This is a genomic window from Flavobacterium sp. SORGH_AS_0622, assembly GCF_030818825.1.
Classification (GTDB): Bacteria; Bacteroidota; Bacteroidia; order Flavobacteriales; family Flavobacteriaceae; genus Flavobacterium.
In genome coordinates, this window is the sequence record NZ_JAUTAX010000001.1 from 5,076,141 (window position 1) to 5,094,717 (window position 18,577).

15 protein-coding genes are annotated in these 18,577 nt (G+C 34.4%); 8 read left to right on the plus strand and 7 right to left on the minus strand.

From position 1 onward, the window contains the following. Positions 1-87 precede the first annotated feature (87 nt). From QE431_RS21735 to QE431_RS21755, 5 genes are all read right to left on the minus strand, one after another. Positions 88-4,659, minus strand: a complete 4,572-nt coding sequence (locus tag QE431_RS21735; protein ID WP_307300227.1) for a type IX secretion system membrane protein PorP/SprF — start codon at positions 4,657-4,659, stop codon at positions 88-90. 1 nt (position 4,660) lies between these two features. After that, positions 4,661-6,094, minus strand: a complete 1,434-nt coding sequence (gene sprC / locus QE431_RS21740) for a gliding motility protein SprC (RefSeq protein ID WP_281866988.1) — start codon at positions 6,092-6,094, stop codon at positions 4,661-4,663. Continuing rightward, positions 6,091-6,498, minus strand: coding sequence for a hypothetical protein (locus QE431_RS21745; protein WP_307300229.1), 408 nt, complete (start codon positions 6,496-6,498; stop codon positions 6,091-6,093). Before QE431_RS21745 ends, sprC begins: the two co-directional genes overlap by 4 nt. A gap of 102 nt (positions 6,499-6,600) precedes the next feature. Further along, positions 6,601-7,893 carry a hypothetical protein gene (locus QE431_RS21750; RefSeq protein WP_057115432.1) on the minus strand — a complete coding sequence of 431 codons (1,293 nt, stop codon included), beginning with the start codon at positions 7,891-7,893 and terminating at the stop codon, positions 6,601-6,603. A gap of 190 nt (positions 7,894-8,083) precedes the next feature. Beyond that, a complete protein-coding gene (locus tag QE431_RS21755; protein ID WP_057115433.1) occupies positions 8,084-8,536 on the minus strand; it encodes a hypothetical protein in 453 nt (150 codons plus the stop codon). 433 nt (positions 8,537-8,969) lie between these two features. Between QE431_RS21755 and QE431_RS21760 the strand changes: the two genes are divergently transcribed. From QE431_RS21760 to recA, 4 genes are all read left to right on the plus strand, one after another. After that, a complete protein-coding gene (locus QE431_RS21760) occupies positions 8,970-10,118 on the plus strand; it encodes an ATP-binding protein (protein ID WP_307300231.1) in 1,149 nt (382 codons plus the stop codon). 7 nt (positions 10,119-10,125) lie between these two features. After that, entirely contained in the window at positions 10,126-10,509 is a 384-nt protein-coding gene (locus QE431_RS21765; protein ID WP_057115435.1) for a hypothetical protein, read from the plus strand. 124 nt (positions 10,510-10,633) lie between these two features. Beyond that, a complete protein-coding gene (locus QE431_RS21770; RefSeq protein ID WP_134138772.1) occupies positions 10,634-11,143 on the plus strand; it encodes an acyl-CoA thioesterase in 510 nt (169 codons plus the stop codon). A 156-nt stretch (positions 11,144-11,299) separates the two neighbouring features. Continuing rightward, positions 11,300-12,307, plus strand: a complete 1,008-nt coding sequence (gene recA, locus QE431_RS21775; protein WP_057115437.1) for a recombinase RecA — start codon at positions 11,300-11,302, stop codon at positions 12,305-12,307. 548 nt (positions 12,308-12,855) lie between these two features. Here the strand turns inward: recA and QE431_RS21780 are convergent. After that, positions 12,856-13,602 (minus strand): 1-acyl-sn-glycerol-3-phosphate acyltransferase, encoded by a 747-nt coding sequence (locus QE431_RS21780; protein ID WP_307300593.1) that lies wholly within the window; start codon positions 13,600-13,602, stop codon positions 12,856-12,858. Positions 13,603-13,915: 313 nt separating this feature from the next. On the opposite strand from QE431_RS21780, the gene QE431_RS21785 reads away from it, so the two are divergent. Both QE431_RS21785 and trpS read left to right on the plus strand, forming a co-directional pair. Then, a complete protein-coding gene (locus QE431_RS21785) occupies positions 13,916-14,290 on the plus strand; it encodes a GxxExxY protein (protein WP_307300233.1) in 375 nt (124 codons plus the stop codon). Positions 14,291-14,464: 174 nt separating this feature from the next. Beyond that, positions 14,465-15,439 carry a tryptophan--tRNA ligase gene (trpS, locus tag QE431_RS21790; protein WP_307300236.1) on the plus strand — a complete coding sequence of 325 codons (975 nt, stop codon included), beginning with the start codon at positions 14,465-14,467 and terminating at the stop codon, positions 15,437-15,439. 258 nt (positions 15,440-15,697) lie between these two features. On the opposite strand, the gene dprA is transcribed toward trpS, so the two are convergent. Further along, positions 15,698-16,798, minus strand: a complete 1,101-nt coding sequence (dprA, locus tag QE431_RS21795; protein WP_307300238.1) for a DNA-processing protein DprA — start codon at positions 16,796-16,798, stop codon at positions 15,698-15,700. A 237-nt stretch (positions 16,799-17,035) separates the two neighbouring features. Here dprA and QE431_RS21800 point away from each other — a divergent pair, with 237 nt between their 5' ends. Together QE431_RS21800 and QE431_RS21805 are read left to right on the plus strand one after the other, a co-directional pair. Further along, entirely contained in the window at positions 17,036-18,007 is a 972-nt protein-coding gene (locus tag QE431_RS21800; protein WP_057115442.1) for an SPOR domain-containing protein, read from the plus strand. A 123-nt stretch (positions 18,008-18,130) separates the two neighbouring features. Then, positions 18,131-18,571, plus strand: a complete 441-nt coding sequence (locus QE431_RS21805; protein WP_057115443.1) for a hypothetical protein — start codon at positions 18,131-18,133, stop codon at positions 18,569-18,571. The last annotated feature ends 6 nt before the right edge of the window (positions 18,572-18,577 follow it).

Genomic DNA, 18,577 nt, shown 5'->3' on the forward strand with positions numbered 1-18,577 from the left:
AAAAACAGCATATACTCTTTATTAAAATTTACTTTATGTTCCTCTTCTTTTTTCAAAGAAGCCGCATCTATATAATTAATTCTTCTTCTAATTCTCAACTTTTACTATAGCCATTTTGCCGTTATATGGTTTAGTTCCTTTCGCTTCTAATGCTTTGGTTGCCTCTTGTAAACCATCATACTTTTCGTAATAGATATAGTATTTACTTGTGGCTACATTGTAAAAGAAATTTACATCTGAACGTCCTGAAGCAACCGCTTTAGTCAAGAACTCATCACGTTTCTCTACACTGTTATGCACCGCAATAATTAAATAATAACCACTATCAGAATTTTTAATATTCTTAATAATCTGCATATTTGACTGCTCTTCACCAAAATCAAAATCATTTGCCGTCAATGGGGTACTGCTTAATTTAGTCGTTTCTTTAATACGTTTAAGAGCAGCAATGTCCTGCGCGTATCTTCCTTGATCATTCTCGTAAGCTGCACGTTTAATTCTACGTTTACGCTCAATTTCTGTCTCTGTTTTAATACGCTCTAAGTCGGCTAATAAGGCAGCGCCTTCTTTTTCCATTCTTAATTGAGCCGCTTTCAGCTCGTTTATCTTATCCAGATACGCTTTGTTTAACGGATCGTTTTTAGGGAATTTTTTAAGTCTCTCGTTATAAAGATTAGTCAGCTTATTGATTTCATTTTTCATGCTGTTATTTGCTTCAGCAATCTGTAATTTTAAAGCTTCAATCTGACTGTTTTCTGCCGCAACACTTTTGAAAGGTTTTGGCTCTCTATAAATTCCTTTTTCACTTAAATCATTCTCTTCTTTTAAATCACTTAAGTCTTTTTGTTTATTAGCAACAGTTGCTGTGAATTGTGCTAATAAATCATTTTGTGTTTTACTTGTATCATCAATAGATTTCGTCAAATCATCAATTGCTTTAGCAGTAGCATCTTTAGCTGAAGCTGCAAGAGCAGCTGCTTCTGCATCGGCTTTCGCTTTTTCTGCTGCTAATTTTGCCTGACGATCTTCTTCTTCTCTAAGTCTTCTTGTTTCTTCTTCCGCTTTTAATTTCTCTGTAGCTTCTGCATCAGCTTTCGCTTTTGCATCGGCAAGAAGTTTTGCTTGAAGAGCAGCCATATCTGCTTTCGCTTTTGCATCAGCGGCAAGTTTAGCTTCTAATGCTTCAGCATCTGCTTTTGCTTTGGCATCGGCCGCTAATTTAGCTTGACGCGCTTCTTCATCAAGTTTCGCTTTAGCTTCTGCGGCTTGTTGTGCCTTTAATGCTTCTGCATCTGCTTTTGCTTTGGCATCCGCAGCAAGTTTAGCTTGTAATGCTTCTGCGTCAGCTTTTGCTTTTGCGTCGGCAGCTAATTTAGCCTGACGTGCTTCTTCTTCAACTTTTGCTTTAGCTTCAGCAGCTTGTTGTGCTTTTAATGCTTCAGCATCCGCTTTTGCTTTTGCATCAGCAGCTAATTTAGCCTGACGCGCTTCTTCCTCTTCTTGTAATTTTTTCGCTTCTGCATCGGCTTTTGCTTTTGCTGTAGCTTCTGCGTCTGCTTTAACTTTTGCATCAGCCAATAATTTTGCTTGAAGAGCAGCCATATCTGCTTTTGCTTTAGCATCAGCGGCAAGTTTAGCTTCTAATGCTTCCGCATCCGCTTTTGCTTTGGCATCTGCAGCTAATTTAGCTTGACGTGCTTCTTCTTCAACTTTTGCTTTAGCTTCTGCGGCTTGTTGTGCCTTTAATGCTTCTGCATCTGCTTTTGCTTTGGCATCCGCAGCAAGTTTAGCTTGTAATGCTTCTGCGTCAGCTTTTGCTTTTGCGTCGGCAGCTAATTTAGCCTGACGTGCTTCTTCTTCAACTTTTGCTTTAGCTTCAGCAGCTTGTTGTGCTTTTAATGCTTCTGCATCTGCTTTCGCTTTTGCTTCTGCAGTAAGTTTAGCTTGTAACGCTTCGGCGTCAGCTTTTGCTTTCGCATCTGCAGCTAATTTAGCTTGACGTGCCTCTTCCGCTTCTTGTAATTTTTTCGCTTCTGCTTCTGCTTTTGCTTTTGCAGTTGCTTCAGCATCGGCTTTAACTCTGGCGTCAGCAATTAGTTTTGCTTGTAGAGCTTCCATATCTGCTTTTGCTTTTGCATCTGCAGCCAATCTAGCTTTTTCAGCTTCTGCATCGGCTTTTGCCGCAGCTTCTGCCGCTAGTCTTGCTTGTTGTGCTTCGGCTTCCGCTTTTGCTTTATTATCTGCTTCTAATTTTGCTTTTGCTGCAGCTTCGGCATCGGCTTTCGCTTTTGCATCTGCAACAAGTTTCGCTTGAAGTGCTTCAGCATCTGCTTTCGCTTTTGCTTCTGCAGCTAATTGTGCTTGACGAGCATCTTCTGCTTGTTTCAATTTTAATGCTTCCGCATCGGCTTTTGCTTTTGCTTCGGCAGCAATTAGAGCTTGTCTTGCCTCTTCATCTGCTTTTGCTTTTGCATCAGCAGCTAATTTTTCTTTAAGAGCAGCTTCTTCTGCAGCTTTTGCTTTTGCATCTGCAGCAGCTTTTGCCTTATTAGCAGCATCAATAGATGCTTTAGTTTTTGCTTCAGCTGCGGCTTTTGCTTTTGCTTCTGCAGCTAATCTAGCTTGTAATGCATCTGAGTCTGCTTTCGCTTTTGCATCGGCAGCAAGAATTGACTGCATATCTGCAGCTTCTGCTTTCGCTTTTGCATCGGCTTTACGTTTTGCTTCAGCAGCTTCTGCTTTCGCTTTATTATCTTCAATTAATTTTAATCTTGCAGCCTCAGCATCTGCCTTAGCTTTTTCTGCTGCTGCCAGTCTAGCTTGTCTTGCAGCTTCGGCATCAGCTTTTACTTTTTCAGCAGCGGCTAACCTTGCTTTAGCAGCAGCTTCTGCATCTGCTTTTGCTTTATCTGCAGCTAATTGTGCAGCTGTTTTTTGCGGAGCGGCTACTGGTTTTGCAGCGGCAGCTTTTGCTTTCTCAGCAGCTTCAGCATCGGCTTTTGCTTTTGCATCTGCAGCTAATTTTAATTTCATTGCTTCCGCGTCTGCCTTAGCTTTGTCAGCTGCAAGTTGTGCCTGTGTTTTTTGCGGAGTTGCAACAGCAGCTTTCGCTTTTGCGGCAGCTTCAGCATCAGCTTTTGCTTTTGCGTCTGCAGCTAATTTTAATTTCATTGCTTCTGCATCAGCCTTCGCTTTGTCAGCTGCAAGTTGTGCTTGTGTTTTTTGTGCTGCAGTTGCTCCTGGCTTGTTTGCAGCGGCTTGTGCTCTTGCAGCGGCAGCAGCATCCACTCTAGCTTTATTATCTGCAACTAATTTTATTCTACGTTCTTCTGCATCTGCTCTTGCTTTATCAGCAGCCAATTGTGCAGCAGTTTTTTGTGTTGCAGCAACTGCTCTATTTGCTGTGGCTGTTTGTGCTCTCGCAGCAGCAGCAGCATCGGCTTTTGCTTTTGCATCTGCCGCTAATTTTATCTTAATAGCTTCAGCATCTGCTTTAGCTTTGTTGTCAGCTTCTAATTTTGCTTTTGCAGCAGCTTCGGCATCTGCCTTAACTTTCTCTGCAGCGGCAAGTCTGGCTTGTTTTGCTTCAGCATCGGCTTTTGCTTTTGCTTCGGCTGCCAGTCTATTCTTTTCAGCAATCTCAGTTCTGTTAACTTGAGTTGCTTCTGATTTTGGTTTTGCAGGTACTGGCTTTGGTTTAGATGGATCAATCAATGATCCTTCATCATCATCTCCGTAATAATAATTTCTGTTTTTGAATTTATAGGCAATGGCAAATTCGTGTGATCCGCCTAGGTTTGAGAAATTGCCCATTCCTCTTTCGTAGTTATATTCAATAGCAATGCTTGGAGAAATATTAACCCCAAGTCCCGCTGAAACTCCATATAAAGTGTTGTAACCTGCTTGTGCCCAAACTCCTTGTTGAAGAGTCAGCATACCAAGTCCGGAAATAACTGTTTTGTCTTTTTTAATCTCTGTTTTTAAAATACCTGAAAATTTACTTCTGTCAAAAAATCCATAGCTGTCAATGTACCCAGTGTACATAGCATGAAGTTCAATTGCTCTTTCTGGATCATCTTTAACCATTCCGGACCCAAAATTGTAAAGCACTAAATTGTTGATCGACAATCCGAAATCTAGAAAAGTTGTACCATAGTTAATACCTGGATTTACGGTAAGAAGTGTACTTTTAGGAAATTCTCCAGTTAGAATATCTGAATCGTCTGAGATAATTTTTCCTGTATTTAAACCGCTTTGGTAAGCACCAACATTTAAACCAAAAGTCAAATTACTGTCTTCTTGAAGAACAATGTTGTGCGCAAAATTGACAACACCTCCAAAAACAATCATTAATCCATAATTTTGTTGAAATAATGCAACTGCAAAAGCATCATTTTCTTTGATACGCCCAGAATAATTGGCAATATAAGTCTGTGGAGCATCATCAAACTGAACCCACTGTCTCTTATTATAAAAACTTATATATGGATTTGTTTCTCGAACAAAACTGAATGTTGGGTTAATTAAATATCTATTAAACTTTAAAGAATTTCTGATAGGTAATGAAAACGAAACAACTCCATCCTCAGAAGCATTTTGAGAATAGAGTACATTTGAAAAACCGTAAAATAAAGTGATGAATAGTAAAATTTTCTTCATATTATTTTATCACAGTTATTGATCCTTTTTTTTCACCTGTGTCGCCTTTAATGACATAGTAATAAACGGGATTTACATTTTTAAAATCTATATTGTTTTGAGGCCAATCGCCTTGATAATTCACTACATCGAGAACCTTATCTCCGTTTGAACTAATAATAATTACACTGGTAGAAGCATTCTTATATTCATCTGGAATATTCCAATACGGATTCATCCCGCTCAACTTTATGATATTTGGAATAACTGTTGACGGTCCGGAATCACCATTAATTTTAAATGAAAACTCTCTGTTTGCAATACAACCAGAGGCTTGAGAAATTTTTACTTTGTAATTACCTTTTACGGATATCACATATGAACTTCCTGTTTCTCCAGCAATTAAATTGTTGTTTAAGTACCATTCGAAAGTAGCATTTGTAGCATCTGTTGTAACATTAACCGTTAATGTTTCACCTTCACTTAGTTTATATCCATCTTGAGCATCTATGCTTGCTTCAAATCCGTTGCTTTGAAGATTAATACTTCCTGTAGCTTTACATCCTCCAAAATCTACTTCGACAGTATAAACTCCAGATTCATTTGTTGAATACGTACGATTTGTTGCACCTGCTATAACTACTCCGTCTTTTTTCCAAACATAACTATTTCCTGAAGTTGCTGTTAAAACCGTTCCTGTACCGCTGGCACAAAATGGGTTACCTAAGCTTGAATCGATAGTAACAGCAGAACCGCTGCTTGAAGAAGTGACATTGACACGATTAGAACTAAAGTTTACATCAGAACATTGTCCGTAATCAATCTCTGCATAATATTTTCCTGTACTGTTTACAACTATCTCTTTAGAACTTTGTCCTGCTATTAGAACATCGTCTTTATACCATTTGTATTTGATATTAGCGATACTGGCAGGAGAAGGTGATTCTGAACTAATAGAAAGTGTTAAATTACCGCCAGAACAAATCATAGCAACATCACTTTTGTTATTAATAAAGAAAGGACCTTCGAATTGTTTAAAATAAGCAGGAAAAGAAGTATTTCCCAAAGAATTTTTAAATCTCGTACTAGTAACTCCAGTTGAACTTTTCACTCTTAAACTGTAGATGTCAGAACCAACTAAATCTGTTGGCACTGCGTATTTAATTGTTTTTTGAGTAGCAGAAACATCGATTGTCTGTAGCAGTGTCGTAGCAATAGGAGAAGTAAAATTTCCCGCAGCGTCTGAAAGCTCAACTACAAAAGTAGTACCTGCGGGAAAATCTATATAACTGAAACTAGCATAAAATTCATTAAACGAATTTCCAGCACAAAGCTTTTCTAAACCATCAAATGTTTGAGGCACTATAGTTTGCGCATAAGAATTCGATTTAGCAAAGAACAAAATGCTAAATAAAAGTAAAAATTTAGTAAAAGATAAAGTAATTTTTTGAATCATATAGTGCGTGTTCTTGCTAAGTCTATACGCTCAAAAAACAAAATATCAATGAATGTTTCTGAAAAATCATACTTGTAGTTTTCAATTATATCTTTTGCAAGAATTGAAGTTGCAGTAATTGATGATTTTTCTTGACATTCGTCAGATACTGTATTTGGTTCAGCTGCTATAGTAAGGCTGTCCTTGGGGTTGGACATCCCTACTATAAACTGATTAAATTTATCTGAATTGCTGTTTTCTATTACAGCATTAGTACTGTTTTGGTTAACATTACCTAAAGTTAATGTGCACTCAGAACCAGCAGCCTTTGTAGGTTTTTCTGCTGTATTCTGTGCATATAGAGTTAACGAAATAGGCGAAACCAAAAATATTATATATAAAAAATATTTTTTCGTAGATACCATTATGTTTTGATCTTTATTTGGGTCCGTTAGAGACGATACATAAATTGTGTCTGGGGACTTTATTAATAAAATTTACGCGTGGAAATAAAAATCGAAATCTATTTATCTATTGCCGCTTGAAGCCGTGATTTTTCCTAGTTGTAATCTGAAATCTGGTTTTTTAGGGTTTGCGATATCAATGAATGTTTCATTGTTACTGCTTTGAGAATAAACGTTAAAAAACACGCTATTTCCATACCAGCTCTCTAAATCTTCATTATTAGAATTGTACTCTGTAAAGATGTTTCCGTTACATAAGTTGAAGTACATTTCTTCAAATTTGATTTTTTTAAGATTAGCATCGTTGATTTCAATTTTACTGTCTAATAAAACAGCAGGATTGAAACCAGAGATTACACTACGCTTTAATTCAAGAGAAGCAGCTTCTGCAACATATACACATTCTTTTACTAACCCTGCTTGAATATCAGCTTTGATATTTTCACTGTCATTAAGCATAGTAATATTTGTAGCAGCTACGAGAGTTTGTTTTTTTGTAAAGTCTGTTTCGTTCTTTTTCTCATAAGATTTCACCTCCATACAACGAGATCCGTCTTTGTTACTTGATAAGTAAGAAGATCTAACTGCTAAAGAGTTGAATAAACGACATTGTACACCTTGTGTAAATTTAAAGTCGTCGTTGATAGATTTATAAGAAACTAATTTAGAAGCATTAACATCACCACCGAAGAAAGCAAATGAATCACCTCCAGAGTAGCTTACCATTACATTGTCAATAATCGTTTTGTTACCAACACCTGCAATAGTTAAACCGTTAAATGTATCTAAACCTTTTACTTTTTTACCAGCAAACTCGATTCTAACAAATCTTAAAATTCCAGAGTTTGAAGCTACGTTGTCTCCACCGTAAGTAGTAAGAGTTGGGTCAAGATCAAGGTTGTAAGAACCTACATTTCCAAATTTATTAATTGGAGCATCACCAAGAATTACAAGTCCACCCCAGTCTCCAGCTTTTTTCATGCTGCGGTTTGAAGTAAATACAATTGGATCTGTTTCTAAACCGTCTGCAACAATTTGTGCACCTTTTGTAACTACCAATGTTCCTTTTGTTTCGAAATCACCAATAATTAAAGTTCCTGGTTCAATAGTTAAAACAGCATTGTTTGTAACATATACGTTTCCTTGCAAAACGTAGATATTTCTTTTCAGCAATTTAGTATTAACAGAAATATTTCCTGCTAAAATTTGGTTTGCTTCTCCATAGTCCACTTTGTTAGGCTTAAATTCAGTCCAATTGTTTAACCAATTGTTGTAGCCCATAATTCCTTTCTCTTGTTGAGCACTCATACTCGTAACTGTCAAAAGAACGCAGATTAATTGAGTAATTTTTTTCATGATAAGGGGGGTATTACGGTTAATAATAAATTTGGGTATGCGTAAATGAAAAAACTCCTCTCGAGTTTTCCGAAATTATCAGAACCCTCGAGAATGAGTTTTTTTTTATTTTGTTTCTCAAGAATGTTCAAATAGATTTCATCCATCTACGTAAACATTTCGAAAAAGGTTTTAAAAAAAAATATCTTTATTACATTTCGTTCAAATCGTTGAACTCGTGTAATGATTTCAATGTACTTTCGTAGAACAAGATTGCAGCAATTAGATTTCCTTTATCAGAGTAAGGCATCATTTTTCTTTGGAATTCTACTGTAGTATCCAAAAATGTTGATGTACCAACTGCCTGAGCATCTAAAACTTTTTTGTGTTCGTTATCGTCTGGAATACCAAGATCGGCCATAGTAACTCCAGGTTTTGTAACCAAAGCAATGTAAGGAAGGGTTTTTACAAGAACCTTGATACGCTCAATGTATAATTCCAAAAGTTCTCCTTTTTGCATACCGCTCAATTCTTTTTGATCATGGTATTTACGAATAAGAGCTGTTGTACTAATAATACTTCTTGGTGCGTTTTTTGCCTGTGCCGAAACGGCTGCAGTAGTTAAGATAAAAAGTGCACTTAACAGAGTAATTTTCCCTTTCATAGATTCTTATTTATAATTGGTTGTTGATAAAAACAAAAATATATAAATTAACTTAAATTACAACTCTAATGATTTTTTTTTTCAAAAAAAAACCTTAAAAAAACCTTAAAAACCAGTGTTATGTCGAGAAAATGTGCGTTTTAACGTGCTTTTTGTTAAATTTGTTAAAATCGAAACCGTAGGATAATCGCTATAAAAAAAACGAATTCTTTCTTTTAAATAATAAAAAAATACTTACGTTTCGCGTTTTTTGAAAAAAAATATTAACAAAAAAATCTTGATATCTGCTCAGGTTGAGACATTTATTAACAAAATTATGTCGAAAGTCATCCGAAAAAAATCGAAAAATGAGTTTGTAATTTCAAAATTATAACTACGAAATAATCTTATCTGTAAAATTTTTGACTACATCATTTTCTTTTATCTTTGCTCCATGCAATTTTCTCAAATTTTAGGTCAAGATTACATCAAAAGCCACTTGATAAAAAGTGCTGCTTCTGGTAGAATCCCGCATGCACAATTATTCGTTGGTCCAGAAGGAAGCGGCACATTAATCACTGCCATTGCTTATGCCCAGTACATTTTATGCAGTAATACAGGTGACGAAAATTCAAACGGAAACGATTCTTGTAATCTTAAGTTTGAAAACATTTCACATCCAGATCTGCATTTTATTTATCCAACCGTTACTACCGAAGATGTAAAAACCAAACCCAAAAGTTTAGATTTTATACAAGACTGGCGAAGTTTCATTCAAGAAATGCCTTACGGTGGTTTGTTTGATTGGTATAAAATTCTTGGTGTACAAAACAAACAGGGAGAGATTCGTGTTGAAGATGCTCAGGAAGTGTTAAAATCACTTGCTTTGAAATCTTATGAAGGCGGTTATAAAATCATGATTATCTGGATGGCCGATAAAATGAATATCGCCGCTTCTAATAAACTTTTGAAACTTTTAGAAGAACCTTCAGATAAAACTATGTTTATTCTGATTTCTGAGAATGAAGAAGATATTATTCAAACTATCCGTTCGCGCTGCCAAGTAATTCACTTTAACGGACTTCCGGAAAAAGTTATCGCCGAAGCTTTGGTTGCACAAGAAAATATAGATCCGAATTTAGCTAAAAAAATTGCGCATCAAGCGCAGGGTAATTTTAGCAAAGCACTGCATTTATTAAAAGAAGATGATGACGAATTTCCGTTTGAACAATGGTTTGTAAATTGGGTTCGAGCAGCTTTTAGAGCAAAAGGAAATGCAGCAGCCATTCAGGATTTAATTTCCTGGAGCGAGCAAATCGCTGCGCTTGGACGCGAAAGCCAGAAAAAATTCATACAGTATTGTATCGAAATGTTCCGACAAGCTCTGATGTTAAATTATCAAGCGCCGAGTTTAGTTTACATAGAACCAAAAGTTGATAAATTTAAACTCGAAAATTTTGCGCCTTTTGTAAATGGAAACAACATTCACGAAATTTTTAAAGAACTTTCAGATGCAATGTACCATATTGAAAGAAACGGAAATGCAAAAATAATTCTAACTGATTTGTCTATCAAACTGACTCGTTTAATTCATAAAAAATAGATTTCAAATGAACAATGTTGCTTCAATCCTGCTTTTGGCATTTTTAGCCTTAACTTTTTTACAATCAGGCTACGAAAAAATTTTTTATTGGAATGATAATGTAACTTGGCTTAAAGAACATTTTGCCAAAACACCACTAAAAAATCAAGTACCGCTTGCTCTTTTACACTTACTGATATTAGAATTAATTTCGGGAATCTTATGTGTTGTCGGCGGTATTCAATTGCTAACAAATAACGGAAGAGAATTTGGTTTTTATGGAGCTATATTTTCATGTATTTGTCTCTTAATGATGCTTTTCGGACAAAGACTAGCAAAAGATTACGATGGCGCGAGAACCATTGTCATATATTTTATACCGGCTGTAATGGCAGTTTATTGGTTGAATTAACAACCGTAAATATTTTAAAAGTTAGCCATAGATTTCACAAATTCTAGCAGATTTTAATCTGTGTAATCTGTGCTAAAAAAAGTCCAATTATTGGGCATCCAAACAAAATTTTATTATTAAAAAAATGAATCCAAAACATCCTTCAGAATCTCTAACTATTTTAACTGATTTAGTTTTACCGAGCGAAACTAATCCTTTAAACAATCTTTTTGGCGGCGAGTTATTAGCCCGAATGGATCGCGCTGCAAGTATTGCTGCCCGCAGACATTCACGTAGAATTGTAGTTACGGCTTCTGTAAATCACGTTGCTTTTAACAGAGCTATTTCGCTTGGAAGCGTTGTAACGGTAGAAGCAAAAGTTTCAAGATCATTCAAAAGTTCTATGGAAGTTTTTATTGATGTGTGGGTAGAAGACCGCGAATCTGGAAACAGAACAAAAGCAAATGAAGCAATTTATACTTTTGTTGCCGTAGACGACACTGGACGACCAGTTGAAGTACCAGCGATTGTACCTGAAACCGATCTTGAAATACAACGTTTTGACGCAGCACTTCGTCGTAAACAGCTGAGTTTACTACTTGCCGGAAAGATAAAACCATCTGATGCAACAGAATTAAAGGCTTTATTTTTATAGTACAATTTGTGCAAATTTGATACAATTTGGGACAATTAACTTCAAAAAAAAGAACTAATTTTACCAAATTACAAGTCACAAATAAAAACCAGGAAGTTATTTGCTCTTTTTGATTTTTGTTTGAAAGAAAATAACAATTAGACACTTAATAAAAAGATGAGTTCAGACAAAGAAGCCAAATTAAAAGCGTTACAATTAACGCTTGACAAACTTGACAAAACCTACGGAAAAGGAACCGTAATGAAAATGGGCGACAGAGCCATTGTGGAGGTAGAAACGATTTCTTCTGGTTCACTTGGCGTTGATTTAGCTCTTGGAGTGAATGGTTATCCTAAAGGAAGAATTATTGAAATATACGGACCAGAATCTTCTGGTAAAACTACTTTGACGCTTCATGCTATTGCAGAAGCTCAAAAAGCTGGAGGTATTGCTGCTTTTATCGATGCGGAACATGCTTTTGATAGAAACTATGCAGAAAAACTAAATGTTGATATCGAGAATTTAATTATTTCTCAGCCGGACAATGGTGAGCAAGCTTTAGAAATTGCAGAGAATCTAATTCGTTCTGGAGCAATTGATATTGTCGTAATTGACTCGGTTGCAGCGTTGACTCCAAAAAGCGAAATCGAAGGTGAAATGGGAGATTCGAAAATGGGTCTTCATGCTCGTTTAATGTCTCAGGCTTTGAGAAAACTTACTGGAACTATCAGCAAAACAAATTGTACTGTTTTCTTTATCAACCAGCTTCGTGAAAAAATTGGTGTAATGTTCGGAAATCCAGAAACTACAACTGGGGGTAATGCACTTAAATTTTACGCTTCTGTGCGTCTAGACATTCGTCGTTCTGCACAAATCAAAGACGGTGAAAATGTAATTGGAAACAGAACTAAAGTTAAAATTGTTAAAAATAAAGTTGCCCCGCCTTTTAAAACTGCCGAATTTGACATTATGTATGGAGAAGGAGTTTCAAAAACAGGAGAAATTTTAGATTTAGCTGTAGAATTTGACATCGTTAAAAAGGCAGGATCTTGGTTCAGCTACGGCGATACAAAATTAGGACAAGGTCGTGATGCTGTTAAAACTTTAATTAAAGATAATCCAGAACTTGCTGACGAACTTGAAGTTAAAATTAAAGAACATATTAAAGAATTAGCAAATGCTTAATCTCATATAAGTCAAAAAATGACTAATCTAAATCCTGATAGACTATAAAATCTGTCAGGATTTTTTTATTCAAATAAAAATAAAAACTTGACGCAACCTTTTCGACAAAAGTGCATCTATTAAAAAAAGCAGGGTTTCCAAATTGGTAAGCCATATATCAATTTGAGGCTTTTTTAGAATTTAAATTGGTTGGTTATTTGAATTAAAACCCGTTAGTAATTCATACTGACGGGTTTTATCAAATTTTTTTTACTTTTTTTTCCAATTTTGACGCAACCATTTTTATTTTTCTCTATCTATAATAATGTGACATTAACTTGAGTTATTAATTTAAACTCTTTATTATCAACCATTAATATTTTTAACCATGAAAGAAAAAATAGAATTGTTGTACAATAAAAACCGAAGAAAAACCAAATTGAAATTTAAAAAAGTATTGCGTTTTATTTCTGAAAAAATAATTCATAGATAACTTTTGAATAAAAATGGGGGGTTTTTAATTCAAAAACAAAAGCCGATAGATTTAAGAAATCTATCGGCTTTTATATTTATTTGGTCTTCTGGAAATCAACCAAACCATCGTAAATTATATTTCGAACTTGATCTTTAAGTTCTTTTCTATGATCAATGGTCAAATTTTTTGTTTCTATAAAAGGAAGAACTTTAACTCTCATTCTGCCAGGACTTCCGCTTAAAAAAGTATACGAAAAACGTTCTTTATTATCGGCAAAAACTATTGGAACAATCGGAATTTGATGATCTATTGCTAGTCTGAAAGCCCCGTCTTTAAATTCATCGAGCAAAATACTTTCATCGTCTGGGACGCCGCCTTCTGGAAATATACAAATACTCAAACCTTGATTTAAACGGCTTTGAGCTCTTTTAAAAACTTCATTTTTACTTCTAGACGAACTTCTGTCAACCAAAATGCAGGTCCTTTTATAGAAAAATCCGAAAAGCGGAATCTTCACAAGCTCCTTTTTTCCAACAAAAACAAACGGATTTTTAATTATGGCCAGCATAAGCATTATATCTGTCATTGAGGTATGATTGGCCACAATCATATAACTTTTGCCTTTAATGAGCTTCTGTTCGCGTTTTACGGTATAGTAAAAACCCATTCCGAAAAGAATGAATTTAGCCCAAATCCGAGCCATTTTAAAAAAATAGGGATAACCTTTCTCTGAGATAATAGAAATCAGTAAAAACGGCAGCATAATCAAAATCGGAATGGCCATTAAAATGTAAAACCAAATGCGCCATAAAACCCAAAAAGCAATTTTAAATATTTTCATAGTTTCAAAAGTAAGAAAAACAGAAGCGAATTTTACAAAAAGAATTATTAATGCCATGGCAAAATGTTTATTAACACAAAGACCACAGAGGATTTTCATGAAATTTCTTTCTTACCACAGAGAACACAAAGTTTTTCACAGAGTTACTCCGAGCTACTGAAAAGATATAAAAACATGTTTTGAAAGTTCGCAAAGATTAATAAAACATTTTTAATTTTCCACTACTATTGTAAGTTGTAACCTCACAGTTTATCTCCAATTACATAGGTAATAAAAATAAGAAAATAATTATTAATTTTGTTGATTTTTATTTATGACAGAAAACGAAATATCAACGATTATGATAGGGTTAGCAATTGAGATTCATAAATCATTAGGACCGGGTCTACTAGAAAATGCATATAAAGAATGTTTATTTTACAAAATTAGGCAAAGAGGACTCATCGTTGAAAAAGAAAAAGCGATGCCATTAATTTTTGAAGGTGTAAAACTAGATTGTGGCTATCGAGTTGATCTCCTTGTAGAAAACAAATTTATAATTGAAATTAAAAGTGTGGAATCACTAACCACAATTCATTTAGCACAGACTTTGACCTACTTAAAACTTGGAAAATATAAACTCGGTTTACTCATAAATTTCAATGAAGTTCTTTTAAAAAATGGAATAAGAAGGGTTATCAATGATTAGCTAAAAGCAGATATTCTCTGTGAGCTTAAGTAAACTTAACAACATCCCTATAATAAATCCTCTATAAACTCTGTGAAAAACTTTGTGTTCTCTGTGGTTAAAAAATTTTCGGTTAAAAAAAATTATACACTTTACAGTAAAAAAACGAACTTTGCAGTTAAGAAAAAATCTAGAATGGCAAAAATACTTACGGGTGTTCAAAGTACAGGAACACCGCATTTAGGAAATTTATTAGGAGCAATTATTCCAGCAATCGAATTGTCAAACAATCCGGATAACGAATCTTTTTTGTTTATCGCTGATTTACATTCGATTACTCAGATTAAAGACGGAAAAACTTTAAGAGAAAACACCTATAGCACCGCTGCGGCTTGGCTTGCATGTGGTTTAAATCCTGAAAAAGTGACGTTCTACAGACAATCTGATGTGGTGCAGACTACTGAATTGACTTGGTATTTAAGCTGTTTTTTCCCTTTTCAAAGATTGACTTTAGCACATTCGTTCAAAGATAAAGCTGATCGTTTAGACGATGTTAACGCTGGACTTTTTACGTATCCAATGTTAATGGCTGCAGATATTTTATTATATGATGCTGAATTTGTTCCTGTTGGAAAAGATCAGTTGCAGCATTTAGAAATTACTCGTGATGTAGCCGCTCGTTTTAATCACCAAATGGGTGAAACTTTTGTTCTTCCTGAAGCAAAAATTCAAGAAGACATAATGCTGATTCCTGGAACAAATGGAGGAAAAATGAGTAAATCTGCTAATAATATTATTAATATTTTCTTGGATGACAAGACATTACGCAAACAAGTAATGAGTATTGAAACTGACAGTACGCCGCTTGAAGATCCAAAAAATCCAGATACTTGTAATGCATTTGCTATTTATTCTTTATTAGCAAATGAAGAGCAGATTGCACAAATGAGAGCCAATTATTTAGGCGGAAATTATGGTTACGGTCACGCCAAACAAGCTTTGTTTGAACTGATTACTGAGAAATTTAAAACTGAAAGAGAAACCTACAATTACTACATCAATAACCTTGAAGAGGTAGATGCTCTATTGAAAAAAGGTGCAGCAAAAGCTTCTGTTGTTGCCGATGGTGTTTTAGCAAAAGTTCGCGAAGTACTTGGTTTCGCAAAATAAAATTTAAATTTCATAAATTAAAACGTTGATCAAGTTTCAAAACTGGTCAACGTTTTTTTTGTAAAATATCTGAATATTTTTTTGTAACTTCATCTATATTAATCTTTTAAAAAATAAAAAGATGAATAAATATATCGAAGATTATGATGTACCGCCCTATTTATTTCAAATTCTAAATATCCTATTTGGGCTATTACTGATTTTTATACTTTACAAATTGTACAAACACTTTAAAAATAAAAAATAAGATTTTCTGCGTTAAATTGACTCAAAAAGTTTTCCAGGAAGTGGTCGTACTAAGCCTTTAAGTTCCATATTTATTAAAATTCCCGACATTTTATAAATTGGAAAATCACATTTAACAGCAATAATGTCCAGCAATTCTTTTCCGTTTTTTTGAAGAAAATCATAGATCTTCTGTTCGTCAGGTTCTAGTTCTATAAAAAGCTGTTTCTGTATATTTTTTTGTTTTTCTTTAATATCCCAATTCAGCATATAAATCAAATCGGCGGCAGATGTTAACACATTTGCTTTCTGAGTTTTAATCAAATTATTACAGCCTTGACTGTATTTGTCTGTAACTCTTCCAGGCACAGCAAATACATCACGATTATATTCATTGGCCATATTTGCCGTTATTAACGAACCTCCCTTGTCTGCAGATTCGATTACAATTGTTGCTTCGGTCATTCCTGCTACAATTCGATTTCGGCGTACAAATTTTTCTTTATCCGGATTAGAATCGCTCCAAAATTCGGTTATAAAGCCGCCGTTCTCCTCCATTTTTGCCATGTACTTTTTATGCGTTCTGGGGTAGATTTGATTTAAACCATGAGCCAAAACTCCAATGGTCTGCAAATTATAATCCATCGCGGCTTGATGTGCAACAATATCAACACCATAAGCAAATCCGCTGACGATTATAGGGTCTAAGGGCGCCAAATCTTCGATCAGTTTTTTACAAAATTCAGTTCCATACGAAGTAATCTGCCGTGTACCGACAATGCTGATTATTTTCTTGTTTTTAAGATCAATATTCCCAGCTGTAAAAATTAAAATTGGCGCATCAACACAATGCTTTAATCTTTCGGGATAGCTTTCATCTTTAAAGCAAGAAATCTGAATATTGTTCTTTTGTATGAATTCTAATTCTTTTTGAGCCTTTTCAAAAACACTTTTATCTTTTAAGTTCTTCAATAAAACCGTTCCAATTCCGTCAACTGCTGCTAGTTGATTGTTTTTTGCATTAAAAATAGCTTGAGCACTGCCAAATGAATGGAGCAGCTTTTTACCCATTATATCACCCACTCCATCAACCTTTAGCAGGGCTAATAAATAAAACAATTCTTGATCGGTCATCTTTTAAAACATTATGTAAAATAGAAAAAATAATTTTACTTTTTAGAAGGCGCAAATATCATTAAAACAAAGTAATTTCTTAATAAATTTTAGAATTAAAATCTATTTACTTTTTGTACTAAGCCAAAACATTGAGCTAAATATTTGAAAACGAATTGTCTAAAAATAATTGTGAATTGTTAATAAAAATTGTGAATAAAATTTTGATAACTATAAGCGATGCATAACTTTGTTACTATGAAAATCGAAGTATATATCTCGCAGTTATTGTATCGTTATCAGTGTGTAACGGTTCCAGGATTTGGTGCATTTTTAACCGAAATTCATTCGGCTCAGCTGAATGAGAGCACTAATTCGTTTTTTCCTCCAAAAAAAACCATTTCTTTCAACAGCCGTATCAAAAATAATGACGGATTGCTGGCAAATCATATTGCTCAAGCTGAAAAAACATCTTATGGTTTTGCAGTTAGCGCAATTGCTTTTGAGGTTTTAAATTGGAAAAAAACTTTAGATGAAAACGGTGTTATTCTTTTAAAAAATATTGGAGAGCTTCGTTTAAATTCTGAAGGGAATATTGTTTTCAGACCAAACGATCAAACTAACTATTTGGCTACTTCTTTCGGATTAAGTCCTTTTGTTTCTCCAGTTGTGAAAAAAGAAATTTTCGAGAAAAAAATCGAAAAGATCGCGGCAAAAGAAAAAGACGCTGTTTTGTTATATGAAAACGAAGAACAGACTAAATCTTCAAATTCATTCTTAAGATATGCTGCTATTCTAGTTTTAGGACTTGGAATTACAGGAAGCATCGGTTATCCATTGTACCAAAACCAAATTGATAACCAAACCCTTTTGGTAGAAAAATCGGTTCAGAAAAAAGTACAAGACAAAATTCAAGAAGCAACATTTTTTATCAAAAGTCCGCTTCCAGCTGTTACACTCTCTGTAGATTCTGCTAAAGTTGAAACTGTTGAGCCAACAATGCCATACCACATTATGGCCGGTGCTTTTAGAAGCGAACAAAATGCTAGAAAAGCTTATAATCAATTAATTAAAGATGGTTTTAAAGCTAGAATGCTAAAAGAAAATAAGCACGGTTTATTTCCGGTTTTATACGGAAGTTATGCTACAATGAAAGAAGCTGAAGTAGCTCAGAAAGAAATACAAAAAGGCGAAAATCCACAAGCCTGGATCTTGGTCGAAAACTTATAATTTTAAAAATCCTGTTCTTTTGAACGGGATTTTTTTTGTCCTATTCTGTTGTTTTAAAAAATTTGACTGGCACTTTTTGAAGATTCCTTCGAATAAATTCGTCCCGTAAAAATTTAAAACAAAATGAATAAAATCTTCAAAACCCTAGTATTCTTATTATTGCTTAATTCGCAGTCATTTTTTGCGCAGCAAATTCAAAACAATAATGCTCCAGATTTAGAACTGAAAAAAGCTGAAGCTGAAACGCAAAAAATCTTAAAAGAAAATTATAAAAGATTGGATGACAAAATTGAACAGCTGAAGAAGGAGCAGAAAGAACTGGAAAGCAAAAAGAAAAACCTTTCGAAATCTGAAAACAATTTGAAATCGACGAAGGAAAAAATCAGCAAACTTGAACTTGCTAATCAGAAAATTGAAAACAAGATTACAACATCTTCAATTTCTGATGAAGAAATTCAAAAGCAGAGAATCAAAACTAAAGAAAATGAGGTCAACATTCAGAAGCTTAAACTGACTCAAATTACTCAGGAAAAAGAACTTGAAAAAGTGATTTCAGCAATCTAATTAAAA

Coding starts and splice junctions, on each gene's coding strand:
- QE431_RS21735 (WP_307300227.1), bottom strand. CDS start 4,659: ATGAAGAAAATTTTACTATTCATCACTTTATTTTACGGTTTTTCAAAT.
- sprC (WP_281866988.1), bottom strand. CDS start 6,094: ATGATTCAAAAAATTACTTTATCTTTTACTAAATTTTTACTTTTATTT.
- QE431_RS21745 (WP_307300229.1), bottom strand. CDS start 6,498: ATGGTATCTACGAAAAAATATTTTTTATATATAATATTTTTGGTTTCG.
- QE431_RS21750 (WP_057115432.1), bottom strand. CDS start 7,893: ATGAAAAAAATTACTCAATTAATCTGCGTTCTTTTGACAGTTACGAGT.
- QE431_RS21755 (WP_057115433.1), bottom strand. CDS start 8,536: ATGAAAGGGAAAATTACTCTGTTAAGTGCACTTTTTATCTTAACTACT.
- QE431_RS21760 (WP_307300231.1), top strand. CDS start 8,970: ATGCAATTTTCTCAAATTTTAGGTCAAGATTACATCAAAAGCCACTTG.
- QE431_RS21765 (WP_057115435.1), top strand. CDS start 10,126: ATGAACAATGTTGCTTCAATCCTGCTTTTGGCATTTTTAGCCTTAACT.
- QE431_RS21770 (WP_134138772.1), top strand. CDS start 10,634: ATGAATCCAAAACATCCTTCAGAATCTCTAACTATTTTAACTGATTTA.
- recA (WP_057115437.1), top strand. CDS start 11,300: ATGAGTTCAGACAAAGAAGCCAAATTAAAAGCGTTACAATTAACGCTT.
- QE431_RS21780 (WP_307300593.1), bottom strand. CDS start 13,602: ATGAAAATATTTAAAATTGCTTTTTGGGTTTTATGGCGCATTTGGTTT.
- QE431_RS21785 (WP_307300233.1), top strand. CDS start 13,916: ATGACAGAAAACGAAATATCAACGATTATGATAGGGTTAGCAATTGAG.
- trpS (WP_307300236.1), top strand. CDS start 14,465: ATGGCAAAAATACTTACGGGTGTTCAAAGTACAGGAACACCGCATTTA.
- dprA (WP_307300238.1), bottom strand. CDS start 16,798: ATGACCGATCAAGAATTGTTTTATTTATTAGCCCTGCTAAAGGTTGAT.
- QE431_RS21800 (WP_057115442.1), top strand. CDS start 17,036: ATGAAAATCGAAGTATATATCTCGCAGTTATTGTATCGTTATCAGTGT.
- QE431_RS21805 (WP_057115443.1), top strand. CDS start 18,131: ATGAATAAAATCTTCAAAACCCTAGTATTCTTATTATTGCTTAATTCG.